Annotated in this window: 23 protein-coding genes; 5 read left to right on the top strand and 18 right to left on the bottom strand. The window is 62.3% G+C overall.

Features of this window, described 5'->3' with window-relative positions; all coding sequences use genetic code 11:
* Window positions 1-61: 61 nt before the first annotated feature.
* Window positions 62-1009, top strand: coding sequence for a LysR family transcriptional regulator (locus VDP79_RS14215; protein WP_323018812.1), 948 nt, complete (start codon window positions 62-64; stop codon window positions 1007-1009).
* Window positions 1010-1203: 194 nt separating this feature from the next.
* Window positions 1204-2592, top strand: a complete 1389-nt coding sequence (locus VDP79_RS14210; RefSeq protein ID WP_323018811.1) for an NCS2 family permease — start codon at window positions 1204-1206, stop codon at window positions 2590-2592.
* Window positions 2593-2633: 41 nt separating this feature from the next.
* Here the strand turns inward: VDP79_RS14210 and VDP79_RS14205 are convergent, their stop codons facing one another.
* Window positions 2634-3569 (bottom strand): LysR family transcriptional regulator, encoded by a 936-nt coding sequence (locus tag VDP79_RS14205; RefSeq protein ID WP_323018810.1) that lies wholly within the window; start codon window positions 3567-3569, stop codon window positions 2634-2636.
* A gap of 98 nt (window positions 3570-3667) precedes the next feature.
* Between VDP79_RS14205 and uraD the strand changes: the two genes are divergently transcribed.
* Together uraD and VDP79_RS14195 are read left to right on the top strand one after the other, a co-directional pair.
* On the top strand, window positions 3668-4195 hold the full coding sequence (uraD, locus tag VDP79_RS14200; RefSeq protein WP_323018809.1) for a 2-oxo-4-hydroxy-4-carboxy-5-ureidoimidazoline decarboxylase: 528 nt from the start codon (window positions 3668-3670) through the stop codon (window positions 4193-4195).
* Window positions 4196-4211: 16 nt separating this feature from the next.
* Entirely contained in the window at window positions 4212-4724 is a 513-nt protein-coding gene (locus tag VDP79_RS14195) for an ureidoglycolate lyase (RefSeq protein ID WP_323018808.1), read from the top strand.
* Between the two features lie 57 nt (window positions 4725-4781).
* On the opposite strand, the gene VDP79_RS14190 is transcribed toward VDP79_RS14195, so the two are convergent.
* The 16 genes from VDP79_RS14190 to kynU form a co-directional block, all read right to left on the bottom strand.
* Entirely contained in the window at window positions 4782-5492 is a 711-nt protein-coding gene (locus VDP79_RS14190; protein WP_323018807.1) for an ABC transporter ATP-binding protein, read from the bottom strand.
* A 28-nt stretch (window positions 5493-5520) separates the two neighbouring features.
* A complete protein-coding gene (locus VDP79_RS14185; protein WP_323018806.1) occupies window positions 5521-6282 on the bottom strand; it encodes an ABC transporter ATP-binding protein in 762 nt (253 codons plus the stop codon).
* A gap of 1 nt (window position 6283) precedes the next feature.
* Entirely contained in the window at window positions 6284-7249 is a 966-nt protein-coding gene (locus VDP79_RS14180) for a branched-chain amino acid ABC transporter permease (RefSeq protein ID WP_323018805.1), read from the bottom strand.
* Between the two features lie 27 nt (window positions 7250-7276).
* Window positions 7277-8197 (bottom strand): branched-chain amino acid ABC transporter permease, encoded by a 921-nt coding sequence (locus VDP79_RS14175; RefSeq protein ID WP_323018804.1) that lies wholly within the window; start codon window positions 8195-8197, stop codon window positions 7277-7279.
* 59 nt (window positions 8198-8256) lie between these two features.
* Window positions 8257-9426, bottom strand: coding sequence for an ABC transporter substrate-binding protein (locus VDP79_RS14170; RefSeq protein ID WP_323018803.1), 1170 nt, complete (start codon window positions 9424-9426; stop codon window positions 8257-8259).
* Between the two features lie 49 nt (window positions 9427-9475).
* On the bottom strand, window positions 9476-10264 hold the full coding sequence (gene dmpH / locus VDP79_RS14165; protein ID WP_323018802.1) for a 2-oxo-3-hexenedioate decarboxylase: 789 nt from the start codon (window positions 10262-10264) through the stop codon (window positions 9476-9478).
* Window positions 10261-11289 carry a 4-hydroxy-2-oxovalerate aldolase gene (gene dmpG / locus VDP79_RS14160; RefSeq protein ID WP_323018801.1) on the bottom strand — a complete coding sequence of 343 codons (1029 nt, stop codon included), beginning with the start codon at window positions 11287-11289 and terminating at the stop codon, window positions 10261-10263. Before dmpG ends, dmpH begins: the two co-directional genes overlap by 4 nt.
* Before the next feature lie 11 nt (window positions 11290-11300).
* A complete protein-coding gene (locus VDP79_RS14155) occupies window positions 11301-12209 on the bottom strand; it encodes an acetaldehyde dehydrogenase (acetylating) (RefSeq protein WP_323018969.1) in 909 nt (302 codons plus the stop codon).
* Window positions 12210-12220: 11 nt separating this feature from the next.
* On the bottom strand, window positions 12221-13006 hold the full coding sequence (gene dmpE, locus VDP79_RS14150; RefSeq protein ID WP_323018800.1) for a 2-oxopent-4-enoate hydratase: 786 nt from the start codon (window positions 13004-13006) through the stop codon (window positions 12221-12223).
* An 11-nt stretch (window positions 13007-13017) separates the two neighbouring features.
* Entirely contained in the window at window positions 13018-14010 is a 993-nt protein-coding gene (locus VDP79_RS14145) for an amidohydrolase family protein (RefSeq protein ID WP_323018799.1), read from the bottom strand.
* Between the two features lie 38 nt (window positions 14011-14048).
* Complete coding sequence (gene nbaC / locus VDP79_RS14140) at window positions 14049-14621, bottom strand: 3-hydroxyanthranilate 3,4-dioxygenase (protein WP_323018798.1); 573 nt, start codon at window positions 14619-14621, stop codon at window positions 14049-14051.
* 85 nt (window positions 14622-14706) lie between these two features.
* Complete coding sequence (locus tag VDP79_RS14135) at window positions 14707-15132, bottom strand: RidA family protein (protein WP_323018797.1); 426 nt, start codon at window positions 15130-15132, stop codon at window positions 14707-14709.
* 2 nt (window positions 15133-15134) lie between these two features.
* Entirely contained in the window at window positions 15135-16619 is a 1485-nt protein-coding gene (locus tag VDP79_RS14130; protein WP_323018796.1) for a 2-hydroxymuconic semialdehyde dehydrogenase, read from the bottom strand.
* Between the two features lie 161 nt (window positions 16620-16780).
* On the bottom strand, window positions 16781-17539 hold the full coding sequence (locus VDP79_RS14125; protein ID WP_323018795.1) for an alpha/beta hydrolase: 759 nt from the start codon (window positions 17537-17539) through the stop codon (window positions 16781-16783).
* 6 nt (window positions 17540-17545) lie between these two features.
* A complete protein-coding gene (locus tag VDP79_RS14120; RefSeq protein WP_323018794.1) occupies window positions 17546-18964 on the bottom strand; it encodes an amino acid permease in 1419 nt (472 codons plus the stop codon).
* A gap of 105 nt (window positions 18965-19069) precedes the next feature.
* A complete protein-coding gene (kynU, locus tag VDP79_RS14115; protein ID WP_323018793.1) occupies window positions 19070-20320 on the bottom strand; it encodes a kynureninase in 1251 nt (416 codons plus the stop codon).
* Window positions 20321-20474: 154 nt separating this feature from the next.
* Here kynU and VDP79_RS14110 point away from each other — a divergent pair, with 154 nt between their 5' ends.
* A complete protein-coding gene (locus VDP79_RS14110) occupies window positions 20475-20975 on the top strand; it encodes an Lrp/AsnC family transcriptional regulator (protein ID WP_323018792.1) in 501 nt (166 codons plus the stop codon).
* A 15-nt stretch (window positions 20976-20990) separates the two neighbouring features.
* Here the strand turns inward: VDP79_RS14110 and VDP79_RS14105 are convergent, their stop codons facing one another.
* A complete protein-coding gene (locus VDP79_RS14105) occupies window positions 20991-21932 on the bottom strand; it encodes a LysR substrate-binding domain-containing protein (RefSeq protein ID WP_323018791.1) in 942 nt (313 codons plus the stop codon).
* Between the last annotated feature and the right edge of the window lie 9 nt (window positions 21933-21941).

Below are 21941 nucleotides of genomic sequence, written 5' to 3'. Positions count from 1 at the left end.
TGGCGCTTATCAGGGTCACTGATCATGGACGCCGACGTCCGCGCCGTGAATAATGGGCCGCATGAGCAAAACCCGCGATTCCATGGACACCCACCTGCTGCGCATCCTGCAGATCCTGTTGACCGAGCAAAGCGTGTCACGCGCCGCGATCAAGCTGGGCCTGTCCCAGCCCGCGATCAGCAATTCGCTGCGGCGGCTGCGCGAGATCACCGGCGACCCGGTGCTGGTGCGCAGCAAAACCGGCATGGTGGCCACCGAGCGCGGCCTGGAACTGCTGGCCCATGCCAACGACGCCCTGTCCGCCATCGAGCGCATCACCCAACCGCCCGGGGCCTTTGATCCCGCCCATTCGACGCGTGAATTTCACCTGGGGGCGCCCGACTACCTGGATGCGATGTTCCTGCCGAATATCGCCGAAATCCTGCGCCGCGAAGCGCCCCATGCCAAATTCATCGTACACCCGATCAATGCCGATTACGACTACGCTGGCGGCCTGGAAGATGGCGGTCTGGATGTGGTGATCGGCAACTGGCTGGAACCGCCGCCGCAGATGCACATGGCGCGATTATTCGACGACGAAGTCGTCTGCATGGTGGGCAGCCAGAACCCTATCGTGCGGCGGGATCTGAGCCTGAAGCAATACTTGGAATTGCCCCATCTGGCGCCCTTTCCTTACGTGTCCGAGCGGCAAAGCTTCATCGACGGCTACCTGGCCGCCCAGGGCCTGCGGCGCAACATCCAGATGACCATTCCCTATTTCGGCCAGGTGGCCGGCATGCTGCTGCGCACCGACCTGATTTTCACCACCGGCAGACAGTTCGCCCAGCACTACGCCCGCTACCTGCCCATCACCATTCTGCCCTCGCCTTTTCCGTTTCCGGCGATGCGCTTTTACCTGTTGTGGCACCGCCGCTGCCACGGCGCAGCCGAAGTCATCTGGCTGCGTCAATGCATCGTCCGGGTAGCCTCCATGTTGCAGGCCAGCCTGGAGAAACGCACCGATTCATGAGCCCCGCCGAGGCGTGCATCACCGGCGATGGCGGTCAGAACAACATCAGCGCAGCTTGATAATTGTCATCATCGCCACACGCTCACAGCACAAATCCTTGTCCCTAGAATGAATCAGGCCGACTGCGCTTGCAGCCGCGCGCCCCTTACACAAAGCCGGACCACGAGCCGGCCGATCATCAGGAGACAAGGCTCATGAGCGAGCAGGAAACCGTTTTGCCTGCGGGGTTCGAGACCTCCGCCACACCGCATCACATTATCCCCAACACCTGGCTGGAACAGCGCTTTCAGCTGACGGCGCGCGGCACCAACGTGCGCCAGGAAACCCTGGCCGGTCTGACGACTTTCCTGGCCATGGTGTATTCGGTCTTCGTCGTCCCGGCCATGCTGGGCAAGGCCGGCTTTGATACCTCATCGGTCTTCATCGCCGTCTGTCTGACCAGCGCCTTCGGCTCTCTGCTGATGGGGCTCTGGGCCAATCTGCCGATCGCCGTAGGCTGCGCGATTTCCTTGACCGCTTTCACGGCCTTCGATCTGGTGCTGGGCCAGGGGCTCTCGCCCGCCATCGCCCTGGGCGCCATCTTCCTGATGGGCCTGATCTTCACCGGCATTTCCGTGACCGGCGTACGCACGTGGATCCTGCGCAACCTGCCAGTGGGCATTGCGCACGGCACAGGCATCGGCATCGGCCTGTTTCTGCTGCTGATCGCCGCCAACGAGGTCGGCCTGGTCGTGAAGAATCCTGGTCCGGGACTGCCGGTATCGCTGGGCACGCTCAACGCCATGCCCGCGCTGCTGTCCGTCGTGGGACTGGCCGCCATTTTCGGCCTGGAGCGGCGGCGCGTGCCCGGCGGCATCCTGCTGGTCATCCTGGCGCTGTCGGCCGTCGGCCTGATCTGGGACCCCGCCGTCACCTTCAAGGGCCTGTTCGCCTTGCCCTCGTTTGGCGGCGAGCACTCGCTGATCGGCGCCATGGATGTGGGCGGGGCGCTCAGCGCCGTCGTCATCCCCAGCGTGCTGGCCTTGGTCATGACGGCCGTCTTTGACGCCACCGGCACGATCCGCGCCGTAGCAGGACAAGCCGGCCAGCTGGATGAAAATGGCCAAATCATCAATGGTGGCCGGGCGCTCACGTCCGACTCGGTCAGCTCCATCGTCTCTGCGGGCCTGGGCGGCGCCCCGGCCGCTGCGTACATCGAATCAGCCGCCGGCACCGCAGCAGGCGGCAAGACCGGCCTGACCGCCACCATCGTCGGCCTGGGTTTCCTGGCGCTGATCTTCCTGTCGCCGCTGGCATCCCTGGTGCCGGCCTACGCCACCGCGCCGGCGCTGATGTACGTGGGCCTGCTGATGCTGGGCGGCGTCAGCAAGCTGCACCTGGACGATACCGTCGACACGATGGCTGGCATGGTGTGCGCCGTATTCATCGTGCTGACCTGCAACATCGTCACCGGCATCATGCTGGGTTTCAGCACCCTGGTGATCGGCCGGATATTCGCCGGCGAATGGCGCAAGCTGAACGTAGGCACCCTGACCATCGCGGTGGCTCTGGCGGTGTTCTACCTGGGCGGCTGGGCGATTTAAAGACGCCGGGCGCCAGCCCGGCGACGCCAATGCCGATCCTCTTACGGCTGGGCCAACAAGGCCCGGCCGCAATCCCCCAGCAAATGCCTCAACCACTGATGGGAGGGCGCATGATGATTGCGCGCATGCCACAGCTGATAAAAACGCATCGGCGGGAAATCAATGGGCGATTCCACGATCGCCAGCGGCAGCAAGCCTGCGTAATAGCGGGCGAAATGCCGGGTCGTCGTGAACACCAGATCGGTGCCTGGCAGCAGATACGGCGCCAGCATGAAGGACTGCGCTTCCACACATTCCTCGCGCTGAATGCGCAGCGACGTCAGCACTGTATCGATCATGCCGCGCTGCGTCATGGAATACGGGGTCGGCACGATATGCTGGATGCGGCGAAAATCATCCTGAGTCAGGCGCTGCGAGGCCAGTGGATGATCCGCCGACATCAGGCAGACGATCTGGTCTTCCAGCAGCACCGACAGGTGCATGCGATCCGGCGGTTCGGGCCAGTTGCCGATCACCACATCCAGATTGCCCTCGGCCAGGGAATGTTCAAAATCGAAATCCGGCCCCAGCGCATGCAGCACCAACCGCGCATGGGGCGCCTCGCGCCGGAAACGCGCCACCACCGATGCAGCAAAAGCGGGAGCCAGATAGTCCGGCGACCCGATGCGAAAGACCTGGCGGCTGCTGGCCGGATCGAAGTCTTCGCCGGTTTCCAGCATGGTGTCGATAGAGGTCAGCGCCGATTTGGCATGTTCCAGAATCGCCAGCGCCCGGTCGGTGGGCACCATGCCGCCCTTTTCGCGCACCAGCAGCGGATCCTGGAAGATCAGTCGCAGGTTTTTCAGGGCCACGCTGATGGCCGGCTGAGACTGATTCAGCTTCAGCGCCGTGCGCGACACGCTGCGCTCGGCCATCAGGATACAAAAGACCTTGAGCAAATACGTATCCAGCATGGCGCTGCTGCGTCGCGTCGACATCGGGAGGGCTCCTTGTTCCGGAAATGCGATTCCGCTTATACCACTTATACGCAGTGACACTCTTCATTTGAGGCGGGATACCCCGTAGACTTTCTATCATGACACATTTGACGATACCCACCATGACCCTGAGCGAGCTTTCTGCGCTGTCGCAGTCCGAATTTTCCCGGGAACTCGGGGCGATCTTCGAACATTCCCCCTGGATCCCTGCACGCGCCTGGGCGGCGCGGCCGTTCGCCGACGTCAACGCCCTGCACGATGCCATGGTGCGCGTCGTGCAGCAGGCGGATCCGGCCGAACAGCTGGCCCTGATCACGGCTCACCCGGAACTGGCAGGCAAGGAAGCCGCGGCGGGCACGCTGACCGACGCGTCCACCGGCGAACAACGCGGCGCCGGCCTGGATCAGTGCAGCGCCGCAGAGCTGCAGCGCCTGCGCAGCCTGAACACCAGCTATCGGGAACACTTCGGCTTTCCCTTTGTCATTGCGGTCAAGGGCCGCAACCGCTACCAGATCATGGACGCCATCGAAGAACGGCTGCACAATGATCAGGACACCGAATTCGCCACCTGCCTGGACCAGATCGGGCAAATCGCCCGCTTTCGGCTGGACGCGCAGTTCGCCTGATCTTACGGAGCCCCTCATGAGTACGATCACCCCGACCCGTCTGACCATCGAACCCCTGACCCGCCAGGCCTTTGCGCCGTTCGGCGACGTGATCCAGGCGGACGACACGGTCAAGCATTTCACCATCAACGAAGGCAATACCGAACGCTATCACGACCTGGCGCATATCGAACCAGGCGCCGACGGTCGCGCCATCGTGTCGATCTTTCGCGGTCAGCCGCGCCCCTTGCCGTTCACCATCACCATGATGGAACGCCACCCCAAGGCCAGCCAGGCTTTCATCCCGCTGTCGGAGCGCCCGTATCTGGTGGTGGTCGCCAAGGCTGAATCCACCCCCACGGTGGACGACTTGCGCGTGTTTCTGTGCACCGGCAAGCAAGGCGTGAATTATGCGCGTGGCGTCTGGCACCATCCGCTGCTGGGCCTGGAAGCCGTCTCCGATTTTCTGATCATCGACCGCGCAGGCCCGGGCGATAACTGCGACATCGTGCAGATGGAAGCTCCCAGCGTGATTCCCGCCCTGAGCTGATCCGCGCAGTGCGTACGCAGGGCAGCCCGAACGCCGTCCTGCACATCCCCCAGGCCGTCAGGCGCCCAGATATCGTTGCCGGGCGTCGGCGTCCGCCTTCAGGGCATCAGAATGCCCATCCCAGACGATGCGTCCTTTTTCCACGATGTAGTGGTGATCCGCCAGCTGCAGCAGCGGCGCAAGATTCTTGTCGATCACCAGGATCGCCATGCCCTCGCGGCGCAGCAGCGCCAATGCGGCCCAGATTTCCTGACGCACCAACGGCGACAGGCCTTCAGTCGCCTCGTCCAGAATCAGCAATTCCGGGTTGGTCATCAAGGCCCGGCTGATCGCCAGCATCTGCTGCTCGCCGCCCGACAGCTGATTGCCGAAATTGCCGGCACGCTCCTGCAGACGCGGAAATAATTCATAGATACGCGGCAAGGTCCAGGGATTGGCCTTTTTATGCCGATCCGCCGCCGTTGCGATCAGGTTTTCTTCGACCGACAGATTGGGAAAGATCTGACGGCCCTCCGGCACCAGGCCGACCCCCCGCTGCGCCACCCGATGGCTGGGCAGATTCTGGATGGGCGCGCCGTTGAACTGCACCTGGCCCTGCCAGGCCGGATGCATGCCCATGATGCTTTTGATCGTCGTGGTCTTGCCCATGCCGTTGCGGCCCAGCAGCGTCACGCATTGCCCGGCATCGATCTGCAGGTGCATGCCATACAGCACCTGGCTGCGCCCGTAACCGGATTCCAGACCCTCGACCTTCAGCAACAGGCTCATACTGTTTCCTTGGCATCATGTACCGTCTTCATGCCGGCACCTCTTCATCACCCAGATAGGCTTCCCGGACCTCGGGACTCTGACGGATAGCATCCACATCGCCGCAGCAGATGATCTTGCCATAGAACAGCACGCTGATCCGGTCAGCCAGCGAAAACACCGCGTCCATGTCATGCTCGATCAGCAGGATGGCGTACCGGTCCTTCAGGCGCTGCAACAGACCCACCATCATGTCCGATCCCGTGTCGCCATGCCCCATGCCAGCCATGGGTTCGTCCAACAGCAAGACCTTGGGATTGGCCGCCAGCGCCATCGCGATTTCCAATTGCCGCTGCTGGCCGTAGGACAAGGACGCAGCCAACGCAGCCCGCCAAGCTGACAGACCCATCAGATCGATGAGTTCATCCGCCCGTTTCGTCAGGGCGGGCGTTTCCACGGCAGGCGTCCAAAAATGAAAGCCATGCCCCTGGCAGCCTTGCACCGCCAGGATGACGTTTTCCAGCACAGTGAACTGCTGGATGACCGAGGTGACCTGATAGGATCGCCCGATCCCGGCCCGTACCCGACGCGCCATGGACAAACCATTGATCGATCGTCCGCTCAGGCTGATGTTGCCCTGATCGCTGGGGATTTCACCCATGATCTGGCTGATCAAAGTGGTCTTTCCCGCCCCGTTGGGGCCGATGACGGCATGAATTTCACCGGGCAGGATGTCCAGATCCACATGATCCGTGACCAACAGGCCGCCGTACCGTTTCACCAAGCCGCGAATGGAAAGCAAAGGCTGCATGTCAGCGGCCCTCCTTGGAAGCGCCAATCATGCCCCACAGCCCATTGCGCAAAAACAGCACGATGAGCACGATCACCGGGCCCATGATGATCATCCAGTGATCCGTCAGGCCTTTCAGGACGTCTTCCAGCAACAGGAATCCCGCCGCGCCGACCACCGGGCCGACCAGGGTGCCGGCGCCGCCCAGCAGCACCATGATGATGAGCTCGCCCGAGGCGGTCCACGCCATATAGGCGGGCGAGGCGAAGGAAGTCAGATTGGCCAGAAAGAAGCCTGCCAGCGCGCATAATTCGGCAGACAGCACGTAGGCCATCAGCCGGTACCCCAGCGGGGTTGTGCCGACCGCCTGCACCCGCCTGGCATCCATGCTGCTGGCCCGCAGGATCAGGCCGAAACGCGAGCGGATCACCCGGCGCAACAGCAGCAGGCTGCCGCCCAGACAGGCCAGCAAGGCCAGGTACAAGCCCACATGGCTGCCTGTCAGCGTCCCGAAATGGCTCAGCTGTCGAATCGGCAGGCCTTCGTCGCCGCCATACTGCTTGAGCCCCACCGCCAGGAAATAGAACATCTGCGCCAGCGCCAGCGTAATCATGATGAAGGCGATGCCGTGCGTGCGCAGCGCAATCAATCCCACCGGCGCCGCGACCAGCGCCGTCACCAGCACGACCAGCAGCAGATGGAGCACCCCGCTATCAGCGCCATAATGCGAGGCGACCGCGACGCAATAGGCGCCGATGCCGATGTACATGGCATGGCCAAAGCTGACCAGGCCTCCATAGCCCAGCGCCAGGTTCAAACCGACCGCCGCCAAAGCGAACACCAGAATGCGGCTGAACTGCAGCAGCACATAAGGGCTATCGGTCAGGCTGGCATAGACCGGCACCAACAACAACAACACAAAAATCAGCACGGTCAGCAGGACCGGCAAGGACAGGCCCGCCGCATGACGCGGCATGCTTGTATTCATGGTCGAAGATTCCATAGTCATCCGGCCTTAGCGCTTTTTCACGGGAAACAGGCCTTCGGGCTTGATGGCCAGCACGATCACCATCAGGACATACACCGCCAACGACGAAATAGCCGCACCCAAGGTGCTGGCCAATTCCTGCGCCAAGGCCTGGCTCAGCAGCGCCGGCATGACCGTGCGCCCCAAGGTATCGACCAGGCCGACCACCAGCGCCCCCAGAAAGGCTCCGCGGATCGAACCGATGCCGCCGATGACGATCACCACCAGCGTCATGATCAGGATCGAATCCCCCATGCCCGGCTGCACCGACAGAATCGGCCCGACCATCGCGCCGCCCAAGCCGGCCAGACCGGCCCCCAGAGCGAAGATAAAAGTGTTCAGCCAGCCGATGTTCACCCCCAGCGCCGACACCATGGCGCGGTTGCTTGCGCCGGCGCGGATCAGCATGCCGATACGGGTGCGCTCGATCAGCAGATACAGCCCCAGCGCCACCAGCAGGCCCACCAGGATGATCACCAGACGGTACAGCGGATACGGCGTGCCCAGCACCATGACGGTATTGCTAAGGGCATCCGGCAAGCTCATGAAGATCGGCGCCGATCCCCAGATCATGCGCACGGCTTCGTTGAAAAACAGCATCAGACCGAAGGTTGCCAACACCTGATCCAGGTGCGCTCTGGGATACAAGCGGGAAAAGCCGCTGCGGTCCAGCAACACGCCCAGCAGCATGGCGCCCCCCAGCCCCGCCATGATCGCCAACAGAAAGGAATTCGTATAGCCGAAGGCGGCGGCCGCGAAATAGGCCCCCATCATGTACAGCGCCCCATGAGCCAGGTTGATGAAGCTCATGATGCCAAAGACCAGGGTCAGGCCGGCGGCCAGCAGAAACAACAGGATCCCGTATTGCAGGCCGTTCAGGGCCTGCATGAACAACAGCTGCGGACTCATGTCCGTCCTCCGTGGCGGGCGGCTTGCGCCGCCCGTTTGTCAGGGCTTGCGCACACGAATCAGATCTTGCACTTCCCGAAATAGGCGTCGGAGTGATTCGTCAGGGGCTTGGCGATGGTCTTCAGTGACACCCTGCCCTGCGCGTCCTTGGCGACTTCAAAGGCGTAGAAGTCTTCGATCGGGAAGCCGTTAACGTTGAACTTGTAGGCCCCGCGCAAGGACGCATAGTCAGCAGCGCGCAAGGCATCCCGGAAGGCCTTTTTATCAGCCGTATTGCCGGCGGTCTTTTTCAAGGCGCTGTCGATCAGCAAGGCCGAATCATAGGATTGCGCGGCGTACTGCGAAGGAATGCGATTGTATTTTTTCTCGAAGGCGGCGACAAAGGCTTCGCTGACGGGATTCTTGAAATCCGGCCCCCAGAATGTGCCGGCATAGGCGCCCAACGCAGCGTCACCCAGGGCCGGCAAGGTGCTGCCATCCACCGTGGATACGGTCAGCAGCGGGATCTTGCCCATCAGGCCGAACTGCTTGTATTGCTTGACGAAATTCACGCCCATGCCGCCCGGCAGGAAAACCCACACGGCAGACGGTTTGGCAGCCTGCAGGGCCAGCAATTCCGCCGAATAATCCTGCTGGCCCAGCTGGGTATAGACCTCGCCCGAGATGCGGCCCGTGTAAAAGCGCGTAAAGCCTTTGACTTGATCGCGGCCCGATTGGTAGTTCGGGGTGATCATGTAGACGTCTTTGTATTTCTGGTCGGTGGCGAACTGGCCCATGACTTCGGCCTGGCCGTCGTTCTGCCAGGAGGCGAAGAAAAAGCCCGCATTGCACTGATTACCCGCCAGCGGCGCCGGTCCTGCATTCGATCCGACGAAGGTCATATCGGCATCGGCCAGCGGTTTGGCGATCGCCATCATGACATTGGAAAACGTGACCCCGGCCACCAGATCGACCTTGTCTTTTTCCAGGAATTTCTGCACGGCCTGCACGCCGACATCGGGTTTGAGCTGGTCATCTTCCTTCAGCAGCACGATGTTCTGCCCGCCCAGTTTGCCGCCGCGTTCTTCCAGCGCCAGATTGAAGCCATCCACCATATCCTGGCCCAGCGCTGCACCGGAACCGGACAAGGTGGCCAGAAAGCCGATCTTCACGTCTGCCAGCGCCGACCCCGCGGTCAACCCCAAGGACAGGGTCAGGGCGGCCGTCAGCAAGGTTTTGCGAAATGCCATGTTTGTCTCCTGCAGGATTTAATAATTTAGTTTTAAAGTATTGTTGATATTACACGAAAGTCAGCGACGTGCAACCCATGCCCTGCATGTGCAGGGCGACGTGATCACCGGGCTGAACCGCCACGGCTTCGGTCAGGCCGCCCGTCAGAATCAAGGCGCCGGCGGGAATCTCGGCGCCGCGCCGGCCCAGATGATTGGCCAGCATGGACACGGCATTGGCCGGATGGCCCAGCACGGCAGCGCCCGCCCCCAAGGACACGATCTGGCCGTTCTTTTCCATCACTGCGCCGGTGGTGCGCAGATCCAGGTCGCGCGGATCGCGCATGATGCCGCCCACCACGAAACGCGAAGACGAGCAGTTGTCCGCCACCACGCTTTTCAGATCGAATTTGAAATCGCGGTAACGGCTGTCGATGATCTCGATGCCGGCCAGCACGAAGTCCGTGGCGGCCAGCACCTCGGCAATCGTGCAGCCGGGTCCTTTCAGAGGCGCCTTGGTGACGAAGACGATTTCCGGCTCGACCTTGGGGTGAATCAGGTCGGCATGGCGGCACTGGCCGCCATCGGGCACCAGGAAAGAGTCCACCAGAAAGCCGAAGATCGGCGTGTCGATCCCCATCTGACGCATCTTGGCAAATGAGGTCAGCCCAGCCTTCAGCCCCACCAGCCGCGCGCCGCGCGCCCGTTTGCGCCGCAGGATTTCGTCCTGCACGGCATAGGCGTCGTCCCAATCCATCTCGGGATGATCCAGGGTGATCTTCAGCGTATCGTGCGCCTGCAGTTCGCAGTTTTCCAGGCGCTCGGCCAGTTCCCCGATGACAGCAGTATCTAAACTCATGCCACGCTCCGTTGGCGGGCCAGGCTCAGCGCCGTGTCCTCGATCATGTCTTCCTGGCCGCCGACCATGCCGCGCCGGCCCATTTCCACCAGGATTTCCCGGGCCGGCACGCCGTAGCGTTTTTCGGCGCGGCGGGCGAACAGCAGAAACGATCCATAGACCCCGGCATAGCCCAGCGTCAACGCATCGCGGCTCAGGCGCACAGGTTCTTGCATCATGGGAAAGACGATGTCCTCGGCCACATCCTGCACCTTGAACAAATCCACGCCAGTGACGATGTCCATCAGATTGCAGACCGCCACCAGGGCTTCCATGGGCGTGTTGCCCGACCCCGCCCCCATGCCCGAGCAAGCCGCGTCGATGCGGTTGGCGCCGGCGTCGATGGCCGCCATGCTGTTGGCTACCCCCATGGACAGATTATGGTGGCCGTGAAAACCGATTTCGGTATCCGGTTTCAGGGCGTCGCGCAGACGCGTGACCTTTTCCCGTACCTGATGCGGCAGCATATGGCCGGCGGAATCAGTCAAGTAGATGCAATTGGCGCCGTAGCCTTCCATCAGCCTGGCCTGCGCGACCAATCCATCGGGCGTGTTCATGTGGCTCATCATCAAGAAGCCCACCGTGTCCATGTCCAGGCTGCGGGCGACCTCGATATGCTGCTGCGAGACGTCGGCCTCGGTGCAATGCGTGGCCACACGAATGGTATGCACCCCCAGGTCGTGGGCCATGCGCAGATGCCCGACCGTGCCGATGCCCGGCAGCAGCAGCGCCGAGACCTTGGTCTTTTTCATCAGCGGGATCACCGTGCTCAGGTATTCCTCGTCGGTGTGCAGGGAAAAGCCGTAGTTGACCGACGAGCCGCCCAGGCCATCGCCGTGGGTGACTTCGATCATGGGCATGCCGGCCTCGTCCAGGCCCCGGGCCACGGCCTTCATCTGATCCAGCGTGATCTGGTGACGCATGGCGTGCATGCCATCGCGCAGCGTCATGTCGTGCAGGGTGACGAATGTCTTTTCAGCAGTCATGGCGAACTCCTTCAGGCGGCTGACAGGGTGATCTCACCCTTTTGGATGCGTTCGGCGAACATTTCCGCCGTCCGAGCGGCGGCGGCCGTCATGATGTCCAGATTGCCGGCGGACTTGGGCAGGTAATCGCCCAGGCCCTCGACTTCCAGGTAGATCGACACGCGCTTGCCGTCGAACACCGGGCCGTTGACCAGCCGATAGCCGGGGACGTAACGCTGCACTTGCGCCACCATCCGCTGCACGGATTCCGTGATGGCGGCCTCGTCCGGATCCTCATCAGTCAGACAATGCACGGTGTCGCGCATGATCAGCGGGGGATCGGCCGGATTCAGGATGATGATGGCCTTGCCCTGACGTGCACCGCCCACTTTTTCCACAGCGCCCGCCGTGGTCGTCGTGAATTCGTCGATGTTGCGCCGCGTGCCGGGGCCGGCCGAGCGCGAAGACACCGTGGCGACGATTTCGGCATAGCCCACGGGCTGCACCCGCGACACCGCCGCCACCATGGGAATCGTGGCCTGACCGCCGCACGTCACCATATTGACGTTCCGTTCCTGCTGCCGAACATGCCCGTCCAGGTTCACGGGCGGGATGCAGTACGGGCCGATGGCCGCCGGCGTCAGGTCGATCATCATCGCACCGTGCGCGGTGATCTTGCGGCTGTTTTCCGCATGCACGTAGGCCGAGGTCGCGTCGAAGGCAATCTGGATGCGGTCTTCGGCCATATGCGGCAGCAAGCCGTCCACGCCGTCCGCCGTGGTTTTCAAGCCCATGTCACGCGCGCGGGCCAAGCCTTCGGATTGCGGGTCGATGCCCACCATCCAGACGGGTTCCAGCACCTCGCTGCGCTGCAATTTGTACAGCAGGTCTGTGCCGATATTGCCGGAGCCGATCAATGCACACCGAATTTTTTCCATGATGTTTTCCTTTGCTATGCGGTAAAGCGCACGCCGCAGTGGCCGATGCCGCCAATCGACACCTGCAGGCTGTCACCCGCCTTGACTGGCGCCATCGCCGCCAGCGAACCGGACAGGATGACTTCTCCGGCCTTCAGGCCGACGCCCAGCGCCCCCAGGGCATTGGCCAACCAGGCCACGGCATTGGCCGGATGCCCCAGCGCCGCCGCGCCTGCGCCGGTGCCCAGCAGCTCGCCGTTCTTTTCAAACACCATGCCGCAGGTGCGCAGGTCCAGCCCACGCGGGCTGACCAGTTGGTCGCCCAGCACGAATACCCCGCAGGAGGCGTTGTCGGCCACGGTGTCCTGGATCTTGATCTGCCAATCACGGATCCGGGAATCGACGATCTCGAAGCAGGTAACCACGGCTTCGGTCGCGGCCAGTACGTCGCTGACGCCTACGCCCGGCCCCGTCAGATCTTTCTTCAGAATGAAGGCGATCTCGCCCTCGGCCTTGGGCTGGATCAGCCCGGCCATGGAAATCGCTTCGCCGGGGGCCACCACCATGTCGCTGAGCAGATAGCCGAAATCGGGCTGATAGACGCCCAGCATGTCCATCACGGCCTGGCTGGTCACGCCGACCTTCTTGCCCACCACACGCGCACCGGCCTGCAGGCGGCGGCTGATCATCCGCTGCTGGACATGGTAGGCGTCCTGAATCGTGATGTCCGGGTGCCGTTCGGTCAGCGGCGCGATCACCTGACGCGTGACCCAGGCCTCATGCAGCTCGTCGCCCAGTTGTTCAATCAATGTCTTTTCCATGGTTGCTCGCGTCAGGCAAGGTTGAAGAAGGCTTTGGCGTTGTCCGCCAGGATGCGCTGCTTTTCCAGCGCCGCCAGGCTGGCAGTGTCGGACACCAATTGACCGATTTTTTCTTCGCCCAAGGGATAGGGGTAGTCAGACCCCAGCATGACGCGTTCGCTGCCCATCACGTCCACCAGCAGCCGCAAGGCCTTGGGATCGAAGACGGCGGAATCGACCGAAAACCGGTCGCAATACGAAGACGGCAGATGCGGGCAATCCTGACGCACGATGTCGCGGTATTTCCAGGCGTTGTCCACGCGCCCCAGGGTAAAGGCGAAAGAGCCGCCGCCATGGGCGAAGCACAGTTTCAAACTGCGCGGCAGACGCTCGAACGCCCCCGACAGGATCAGCGACAGAATTCCCAGGGACGTCTCTGCCGGCATGGCGACCAGCCAGGGCAACATCCATTGGCGCATGCGATTGGGCCCGCCCATCATGTCCCAGGGGTGCGCCAGCACAGGAATTTGGTTCACCGCGCAGTGATGCAGGAATTCCACCAGCTGCGCATCATCCAGGTCACGGTCGCCCACGTGATTGCCGATCTGCACGCCCACATGGCCGGCGGCCATGGCACGGGATGCCTCGCGGCAAGCCATTTCCGTGTCCTGCAGCGGGACCTGCGCCAGGGCCTTCAGGCGGGCCGGGTGTCCGGCGCAGTATTCCAGCGTCAGATCATTCATGCGGGCAGCCCAGCCGGCGACCTTATGGGCATCCAGCTCGTAGCCGAACATGATGGGCGTCGCGCTGACGATCTGCATGTCCAGACCCAGACGGTCCATGTCCGCCACACGCAGATCCGGATCCCACAGCACGGGAATGACAGGGCGGAATTCACTGTCGCCCTTCATGATCATGCCCTCATCGGGGCTGATGACCTTCAACCATGGGGCCTGGACCGGGTCCAGCGCCTGGGCGTCGGCCCGGCTGATGCGGGGGAAAATATGGGCATGTATGTCGATCATTTTTCTTCGGTTTCCTGGTTGGGTCGGCAACATCCCGCCTACACCCGCAGCGGCGATTTGCTCAGCTGCCGGTGCCAGACGGTGTAGTCCTTGCCGGGGTGCTGCGTGCCGCAATCGGGGCACACGCGGTCGGCCTCGCCGACGGCGTAGAACTGTTGATAGATCTTGGGCAGATCGTCCACCAGGCTTTCCAGCTGCTTTTCGGCGCGCCAGATCTGGGCGCCGCAATGGGCGCAATGCCACTGCAAGGCGTCCAGCGCCCCCTGGGGCCGCGGATGTTCGATCAGCAGGCACAGGCCGTTGGCGTCCGGACGTTGCGGCGAATGAATCAGATGGGGCGGCTGCAGGAAGATGTCGCCTTCCTTCAGGACGATGCGTTCGTAACGGCCGCGATCCCAGATGATCAGGGATGCCTCGCCGCGAATCTGGTAGAAGACTTCCTCGGTGGAGTTGTCATGAAAGTCCGTGCGCTGATTGCCGCCGCCGACCATATTGATGATGTAGTTGCCGTCCTCGAAGATCGCGGCATTGCAGACAGGCGGCGACAGCTGCGCCCGATTGGCGTCGACCCAGCCCATCAGGTTCTTGGGCATTCCGTATTTCAGTTCCATGCATGTCTCCTTGCGTTCTAAGGCCAGGTGGTCCCGGCACGTATCGGACGGCGGCGGCAGTCGGGGCCGCTTTCGGTATCGCCCGCTAAGGCTGCGGCTGATAGGCGATCGCCTTGATTTCAATGCGCAGGTGCGGGTGCGGCAACTGATGCACCGCGACCGTCGTACGGGTCGGGCCGTCGTAGCCGAAGAATTCGCCATAGACGTCGTTGTAGCCGGCAAAATCCGCCATATCGACCAGATACGCGCTGACTTCCACCAGGTCTTCCAGACCCGCGCCCACACTGCCCAGGATGTCGCGGATGTTTTCGATCACGGCGCGGGTCTGTTCACGGATGTCCAGACGCATGGCGCCCATGGCATCGATGGGTTCCACCCCGGCCAGGGTGTTGTCGGCGCGGCGCGAACTGGTACCCGAGACAAACAGAAAATCGCCCGCCCGCTTTACATGGGGAAATTTGCCGCGCGGGGCGGCCTTACCGATGACGACTTTGGCATCTGACGGACTCATGATCAGTGGTCTCCTGTCGAGGGCGCATCCTGGATTTTGATGCAGATGTTGGTGACTTCGGAATAGAAGTCCAGCGAATGACGCCCGCCTTCGCGGCCGATCCCGGAACGCCGCACCCCGCCAAACGGCGTGCGTAGATCACGCAGATACCAGGTATTGACCCACACCAGACCGCTGCGCATCTGCGGCGACACCCGATGCGCCCGCGACAGATCCCGGGTCCAGATGGCAGTCGCCAGACCGTAGTCGGAATCATTGGCGCGGGCGATGGCTTGCGCTTCCGTATCGAAGGGGGCCACATGACACACCGGCCCGAACACTTCCTCGCGCAGGCAACGGGCATCATCAGGCAGCCCGGTCCAGATCGTCGGACGCACCCAAAAGCCCTGATCCCGATCATCACCAAACACGGGCACGTCCCCGCCGGTGACGACCGTGGCGCCTTCCTGGCGGGCCAGTTCGAAATAGGACACGACCTTGGCCTGATGTTTTTTGGAAATCATCGGCCCGATATCGGTTGCCGGATCATCCGGGCGCCCCAGCACCAGCGCCTCGGTGCGGGCCTTCAGCGCCGCCACGAAACGCTCGTAAATGGACCGTTGCACCAGCACGCGTTCGCTGCACAGGCAGACCTGTCCGGAATTGGTGAAAGTGGACTGCACCACGCCATCCACCGCGGCATCGAAATCGGCATCCTCGAAGACAATGGCGGCATTCTTGCCGCCCAGCTCGAAGGACACGTCCTTGACCCCATCCGCCACGGTCTTCATGATGTGCGCCCCGGTGGCCGACGCCCCTGTGAAAGTCACTGCGTCGATGTCCGGATGGCTGATCATGGCCTGACCGGCCGAGTCGCCGCCAAAGCCCTGCAAGACATTGAACGCCCCCGCCGGAAAGCCGATGTCGTGCGCCACCTGCGCCAGCAGAAAGGCGGACGAAGGAGTTTCCTCGGACGGCTTGGATACCACCGCATTGCCCAGCGCCAGGGCGGGCGCGACCTTCCAGCTGAACAACAGGATCGGCAGGTTCCAGGGCGAGATCGCCACCACCACGCCCAGGGGCTTGCGCACGGTGTAGTTCAGGGCGCGGCTGCCATCGGCGGCAATTGTTTCAAAGCATTCGGTATGGGCCTGGCGCACCAGATTGGCGAAAAAACGGAAATTGGCGATGGCGCGCGGCACGTCCAGGGTGCGCGCCTGGCGCACGGTGCGACCGGTATCCAGGACTTCGGCCTGCACGAATGCCTCGAAACGCTGCTCGATTCCCGCCGCCAGTTTTTCCAGCCAATCGGCCCGCTGGGCCGGGGAACACCGCCCCCAGTCGCCCTGCAAGGCGGCCTTGGCCGCCTGTACCGCCTGATCGACCTCCGCCGCCGAGGCCTCGCAGACCTGACCGACGACCGTGCCGTCTACCGGATTGAGGTTGGCGAACTGGCGGGCGCTGTCCACGAAACGGCCGCCGATATAGTGTTGAATGCGCTGGGCCACGGGGTTGGTCTCTTGTGTTGTCTGTTGGGACCACTGTAGACCGGGTTGAGATTATTTTCTAATCACAAAACAGCGATTTATGATTCCATAATGGAATCGCAAATACCACACAATATGGATGACAGCCCTTCCGGGTCAAGCCGAGCTGCCTCCGGCAGGCCTCAGTCCGGGTTCCCCAACGCCGCGCAATACGCATCCAAAATGGTGTAGTGATTGCAGTCCGGCAAGACCCGGTACGACACCGGCGCATCCGGGCAGGCCTGCCGCAGCCGCTGCGCAAAATGGGCGCTTTGCCAGCGCAGTTCCGGCAGTTCCTGGGCGCCTACCGCAAGATGACAAGGCACTCGCGGGGCAAGCGCTTGGCGCACCGGGCTGCAGTCCGCGATTTCCTCATCCGACAGCTTCAGGGCCTGATCCAGATGCGTGTCGCGGATCGGCGCCAGTTCATACACACCGCTCAGCAGGTGCACAGCCCCCATGGCTGGATGGGCGAGATGGCAGGCGGCCAGATGCGCGCCCGCCGAATGCCCCACGACGGTCAGCGCCTGCCCCGCCCAGGTTTGCTGCCGCAGAAAATCCAGCGCCTTGCCCACCTGCCGCACGATATCCGCCAGGCGGCGGTGCGGCGCCAGATCGTATTCCAGCAACACGCATCGGTAACGGTGCTGCAACAGCAGGGGCACGATGAAGGCAAAGTCCGTCTTGTCGCACCACTGCCAGTAGCCGCCATGGATGAACACCAGCGTCTCCACGGCGTCCGGGCAATCAAAGACATCCAGCACGCAGCGCGGCCCGGCGCCGTAAGGCACATCCCGCCGATGCGGCACATCCTGATAGACCTGCCGGCTGCGCCGGGCAAAGTCCGCCAGCACCGCCGCTTCATCCGCGACGGTCTGGCTATTGTCATAGGGGCGATGCATCCTGCATCAATACCCAGCGCTACCCGACTGCCCGGCATCGGCGGCAGGCTGCGCGCCTGCGCGACGCCAGCGCCGCACGCCGTACACCGCCAGCAGCACCAGCAGGAACGGCACGCCGAACACCAGCGTGGCGTGAAAGATATCGATGAACCAGGTCGTCAACATGATCGCCAGGATCAGCCCCAGACCCAGCAGCGTGCCGAAAGGAAATCCGACCATGCGGAATTCCAGCGTCACGCCATCCCGGATCATGCGGCGGCGGAAAAACAGGTGCGTGAAGAAAATCATGCCCCAGGTGAACAGCGCGCCGAACATGGACAGGGCGATCATGATGGGAAAGGCGGCGCCCGGATTGGCGACGTAGACGGAAGCCGCCACCGCAATGCCGCTGGCCGACACCGCCAAAGCGTTCAGCGGCACGCCCGATTCATGTACCCGGCCCAGGACGGCGGGTGCATCCCCGGCCCGCGCCAGGCTGAACAGCATGCGCGTCGAGATGTACAGCATGCTGTTCATGGCCGACAGCGCCGCCACGATGACGATGAAGTTCAGGATGCTGTCTGCAAAGGGGATGTCCACCGCCTGCATCACGGTTACAAACGGGCTGGTCGTCCCGTCGGCCACCAGGGCCTTCCAGGGCACCAGCATCACGATCAAGGACAGCGACAACAGGTAGAAAATCACCAGCCGCACGATGGTGGCCTTGAAGGCGGCACGCACGGCCTGCTTGGGATGTTCGGCCTCTCCGGCGGCGACAGCGATCATTTCAATACTGAGATAACTGAAGATCGAAATGATGACCCCGGTCCACACGCCACCCCAGCCATGCGGCAGGAATCCCCCCTGATCAGTCAGATTGCTGACGACCGTCTGGGCTTGATAAGAGCCGAACAAGACGCCGACCGCCAGCAAAATGAAGGCGATGATGGCAAAGACCTTGATAGCCGAGAACCAATATTCCACCGACCCGAACGCCTTGACGCTATAGGCGTTGACGCCGATCAGGGCCGCCGAAAACCCGACGATCCAGATCCAGGCGGGCATGCCCGGAAACCAGAATTTCATATATTCCGCGACCGCCGTCACTTCGGTGCCCACGGCCAGCACGATGCAGGACCAGTAACAGTAACGGACCAGGAATCCGGCCAGCGGACCGATGTAGTGTTCCGCGTACGCGCCGAACGAACCGGAGGTGGAATGCTGCACCGTCATCTCGGCCAGGCAGCCCATCAGCAATAAGGCGACGATACCGCCGATCACATAGCTGATGATCACGCCCGGACCGGCAAAGCCGATCGCGAACTTGCTGCCCAGAAACAGGCCGGTACCGATCGCCCCGCCGATGGCGATCATACTCATCTGCCCAGCGGTCAATTTCTTGTGCAGTCCGGCTTCCCGGGACTGGATTTTGTCGAACCCACTCATGATTTGTCTCCTTCCCTGGATGGGAGGTTTTTTGAGAGCCCCGCCTGTCCGATAGGTGCGCTCTAGCTGGCGCTTATAAGGATCAGACGGGATAAAACACTTGCATCAGGTCACCAAGCCTCGGGTCCGGAACTGCTCCTGATCCCATTCACGCTGCAGCAGTACAGCCTTCAGGTGTTGGACGGCATTCCAGATGTCCTCGAAGCGCAGGTACAACGGCGTCACGCCAAAACGCATGACCTCCGGCTCGCGATAATCGCCCACCACGCCGCGCGCAATCAGCGCCTGGACCACGGCATACCCTTGCGGATGACGGAAGCTGACGTGACTGCCACGGCAATGATGATCACGCGGCGTGATCAGTTCGATCTCCTGGCCGGCGCATTCCTGCTCCACCAACTGGATGAACAGATCCGTCATGGCCAGCGATTTGCGGCGGATCGCCTGCATGTCGGTCTGGTGGAAGATCTCCAGGCCGCACGCTACCAAAGCCATCGACACGATGGGCTGCGTACCGCACAAGAAACTGCGGATGCCGGCATCTGGCGCGTACTCGGTAGACATATCGAAGGGGCGCGCATGCCCCCACCAACCCGACAGGGGTTGCCAGGCTTGCTGACGCAAACGGGGATTGACCCACAGCATGGCAGGCGATCCCGGGCCGCCATTCAGATATTTATAGGTGCAGCCGACGGCAAAATCCGCACCGGCAGCGCCCAGGTCCATGGGGACCGCGCCGATCGAATGACACAGGTCCCAGATGATCAAGCCGCCCTTGGCATGCACCTGCTCGCTGACCGCCGCCATGTCGTGCAGATAGCCTGTGCGGTAATTGACGTGCGATAGCACGACGACGGCCACCTGATCGGTCAGCGCTGCCGGCAGATCCTCCGGTTGATCGATCAACTGCAGTTCGTAGCCGCGATCCAGGAATTCCGACAGGCCCTGAATCATGTACAAATCGGTGGGAAACGCATCGCGCTCGGCCAGAATGACCTTTTTCTGCGGGTGCTCGTGCTGCTGGATACGCACGGCGCTGGCCACGACCTTGAAGAGATTCGTCGAGGTCGTGTCGGTGACGACGGCCTCGCCCGCCCCGGCGCCGATGACCGGCGCCAGCAAATCCCCCAGACGCGTGGGCAAGGTCCACCAGCTGTTCTTGTTCCAGCTGTTGATCAGATCCACACCCCATTCGCGCTGGATCACATCCTGCGCACGACTCAAGGCATGGTTCGGCAGCGCGCCCAGCGAATTGCCATCCAGATAGATGACACCCGAAGGCAGATCGAAGTGCTGACGCAAGCTGGCCAGCTCATCGGCGGCATCCCAGGCCCGGCACTGTTCCAAAGTCACCATGTTTTTTTCCTCTACAGCGGCTGTTTTCAACGAACTTCGATAAAAATAGTCTAGCATCGAGGTGATGACAAATTCTTCGAAAATTCCAATATTATCGGTATGATATGGAATGTTATTCGAATTTATGACAACCAATTCGCAGGAAATTTGATAAATGAGACTGGACGCACTGGACTTGAAAATCCTGGGCACTCTGCAGACCAACGGGCGCCTCAGTAATCAGGAACTCGCCGATCTGGTCGCGCTCTCGCCATCCGCCTGCCACCGGCGGGTCAAGCTGCTGGAAGAACACGGCTACATCGAGGGCTATAACGCCACGCTCAGCGCCCCCAAGCTAGGGTTCAGGATCGAGGCCTTCGTCGAACTGAACATCGGCCAGCTCAATGAATCCGAACACCAATACTTCACCCGCGAAATCCAGGCCATGGACGAAGTCGTCAACGCCTTCATCGTGACGGGCCAGGCCAACTATCTGCTGTATGTACGCACGCGGGATTTCGAGGAATTCTCGCAATTCATCGTCAATCGCCTGAACAAACTACGCGGCGTGACGCGCATTCATTCACAGATCGTGCTGGACAAGCTGAAGTCGCGTGGAAAATTCGTGCCGATCGACAGCCTGCAGGGCGGCGCCTCTGCCCCGGAATCCCGCTGACGCAACGCGCCCGCGCTATACCACCCCGGCCCGCGCCCCGACTTCGCGCAACACCTGCACAAAAGCAGCCGCTGCCGGCACCAACGCACGGTCGGCCCGCACGCTGTAGCCGATGGCGCCAAAGGGCAGGCGCACGTGGATGGGGACTTCGAACAACACGCCCACCTGGATCAATGGACGGGCGGCGACGCTGGGCAACATGGCCAGCGCATCGGAGCGGGCCAGAATCCCCAGATTGGTCAGCATGGACAGGGAGACGATCTGGTTGTCCGGAATGGGCATCTGGCGGCTCAGGAAGAACTGGTCCACCTGCCGGCGCACCGGCGAGGCATTGGACGGCACGATCCAGGGGTAATCCAACAAATCCCGCACGGCGCATTCCGCCCCCTGGGACAGCGGGTGCTTGGCCCGCGCCACGATCATCAACTCGTCCTGGTAGATCGCGTGGGTCTCCACGCCTTCACCAGGGCTGTCAGGCAGCCGCCCCAGGATCACGTCCAATTCACCCACCTGCAGCATCGGGAACAGAATGTCGTTGGTGGCTTCCTGGATCATCAGCCCGACCTTGGGGTGACGCTGCTTCATCAGGGCGGCGCTTTCGGGCAGCAACCAGGCCGATGCTGAAATCAGCGTGCCCACCGCCACCTGCCCGCCGTCGCCGCCGCGCAAAGCGGTCAGCTCCTCGCTCATGGCGCGGGCGTCCCCCAACATGGGGCGGATGCGCTCCAGCAAATGATCGGCGAACACCGTCAGGCGCACCCCTTTGCTGTGACGCTCGAACAATGTCACATCCAGCAAGTCTTCCAGCTGGCGCACGATCTTGACCACATTGGGCTGCGTCATATGGACGGCTTCAGCCGCCTTGTGCATGGACCCCAACGTCGCCACGCGCTCGAAGACCAGCAGCTGCTTGAATTTCAGCTCGCGGATACGCGACAAGTGGTCGTCGGACACCATGGCGCGGCG

Origin of the sequence: Castellaniella sp. (genome assembly GCF_034675905.1) — a bacterium.
Classification (GTDB): domain Bacteria; phylum Pseudomonadota; class Gammaproteobacteria; order Burkholderiales; family Burkholderiaceae_B; genus Castellaniella.
This window is presented reverse-complemented; position numbering and strand designations above follow the sequence as displayed.

What these genes read in the sequence shown, in the direction of transcription:
- VDP79_RS14205 (WP_323018810.1), bottom strand. Translation starts at nt 3,569, where the DNA reads ATGTCGACGCGACGCAGCAGCGCCATGCTGGATACGTATTTGCTCAAG.
- VDP79_RS14170 (WP_323018803.1), bottom strand. Translation starts at nt 9,426, where the DNA reads ATGGCATTTCGCAAAACCTTGCTGACGGCCGCCCTGACCCTGTCCTTG.
- kynU (WP_323018793.1), bottom strand. Translation starts at nt 20,320, where the DNA reads ATGGTGACTTTGGAACAGTGCCGGGCCTGGGATGCCGCCGATGAGCTG.
- VDP79_RS14185 (WP_323018806.1), bottom strand. Translation starts at nt 6,282, where the DNA reads ATGCAGCCTTTGCTTTCCATTCGCGGCTTGGTGAAACGGTACGGCGGC.
- dmpH (WP_323018802.1), bottom strand. Translation starts at nt 10,264, where the DNA reads ATGAGTTTAGATACTGCTGTCATCGGGGAACTGGCCGAGCGCCTGGAA.
- VDP79_RS14135 (WP_323018797.1), bottom strand. Translation starts at nt 15,132, where the DNA reads ATGAGTCCGTCAGATGCCAAAGTCGTCATCGGTAAGGCCGCCCCGCGC.
- dmpG (WP_323018801.1), bottom strand. Translation starts at nt 11,289, where the DNA reads ATGACTGCTGAAAAGACATTCGTCACCCTGCACGACATGACGCTGCGC.
- VDP79_RS14210 (WP_323018811.1), top strand. Translation starts at nt 1,204, where the DNA reads ATGAGCGAGCAGGAAACCGTTTTGCCTGCGGGGTTCGAGACCTCCGCC.
- VDP79_RS14125 (WP_323018795.1), bottom strand. Translation starts at nt 17,539, where the DNA reads ATGCATCGCCCCTATGACAATAGCCAGACCGTCGCGGATGAAGCGGCG.
- uraD (WP_323018809.1), top strand. Translation starts at nt 3,668, where the DNA reads ATGACACATTTGACGATACCCACCATGACCCTGAGCGAGCTTTCTGCG.
- VDP79_RS14215 (WP_323018812.1), top strand. Translation starts at nt 62, where the DNA reads ATGAGCAAAACCCGCGATTCCATGGACACCCACCTGCTGCGCATCCTG.
- VDP79_RS14105 (WP_323018791.1), bottom strand. Translation starts at nt 21,932, where the DNA reads ATGGTGTCCGACGACCACTTGTCGCGTATCCGCGAGCTGAAATTCAAG.
- VDP79_RS14175 (WP_323018804.1), bottom strand. Translation starts at nt 8,197, where the DNA reads ATGAGTCCGCAGCTGTTGTTCATGCAGGCCCTGAACGGCCTGCAATAC.
- VDP79_RS14110 (WP_323018792.1), top strand. Translation starts at nt 20,475, where the DNA reads ATGAGACTGGACGCACTGGACTTGAAAATCCTGGGCACTCTGCAGACC.
- VDP79_RS14145 (WP_323018799.1), bottom strand. Translation starts at nt 14,010, where the DNA reads ATGATCGACATACATGCCCATATTTTCCCCCGCATCAGCCGGGCCGAC.
- VDP79_RS14195 (WP_323018808.1), top strand. Translation starts at nt 4,212, where the DNA reads ATGAGTACGATCACCCCGACCCGTCTGACCATCGAACCCCTGACCCGC.
- VDP79_RS14190 (WP_323018807.1), bottom strand. Translation starts at nt 5,492, where the DNA reads ATGAGCCTGTTGCTGAAGGTCGAGGGTCTGGAATCCGGTTACGGGCGC.
- VDP79_RS14120 (WP_323018794.1), bottom strand. Translation starts at nt 18,964, where the DNA reads ATGAGTGGGTTCGACAAAATCCAGTCCCGGGAAGCCGGACTGCACAAG.
- VDP79_RS14180 (WP_323018805.1), bottom strand. Translation starts at nt 7,249, where the DNA reads ATGAATACAAGCATGCCGCGTCATGCGGCGGGCCTGTCCTTGCCGGTC.
- nbaC (WP_323018798.1), bottom strand. Translation starts at nt 14,621, where the DNA reads ATGGAACTGAAATACGGAATGCCCAAGAACCTGATGGGCTGGGTCGAC.
- dmpE (WP_323018800.1), bottom strand. Translation starts at nt 13,006, where the DNA reads ATGGAAAAGACATTGATTGAACAACTGGGCGACGAGCTGCATGAGGCC.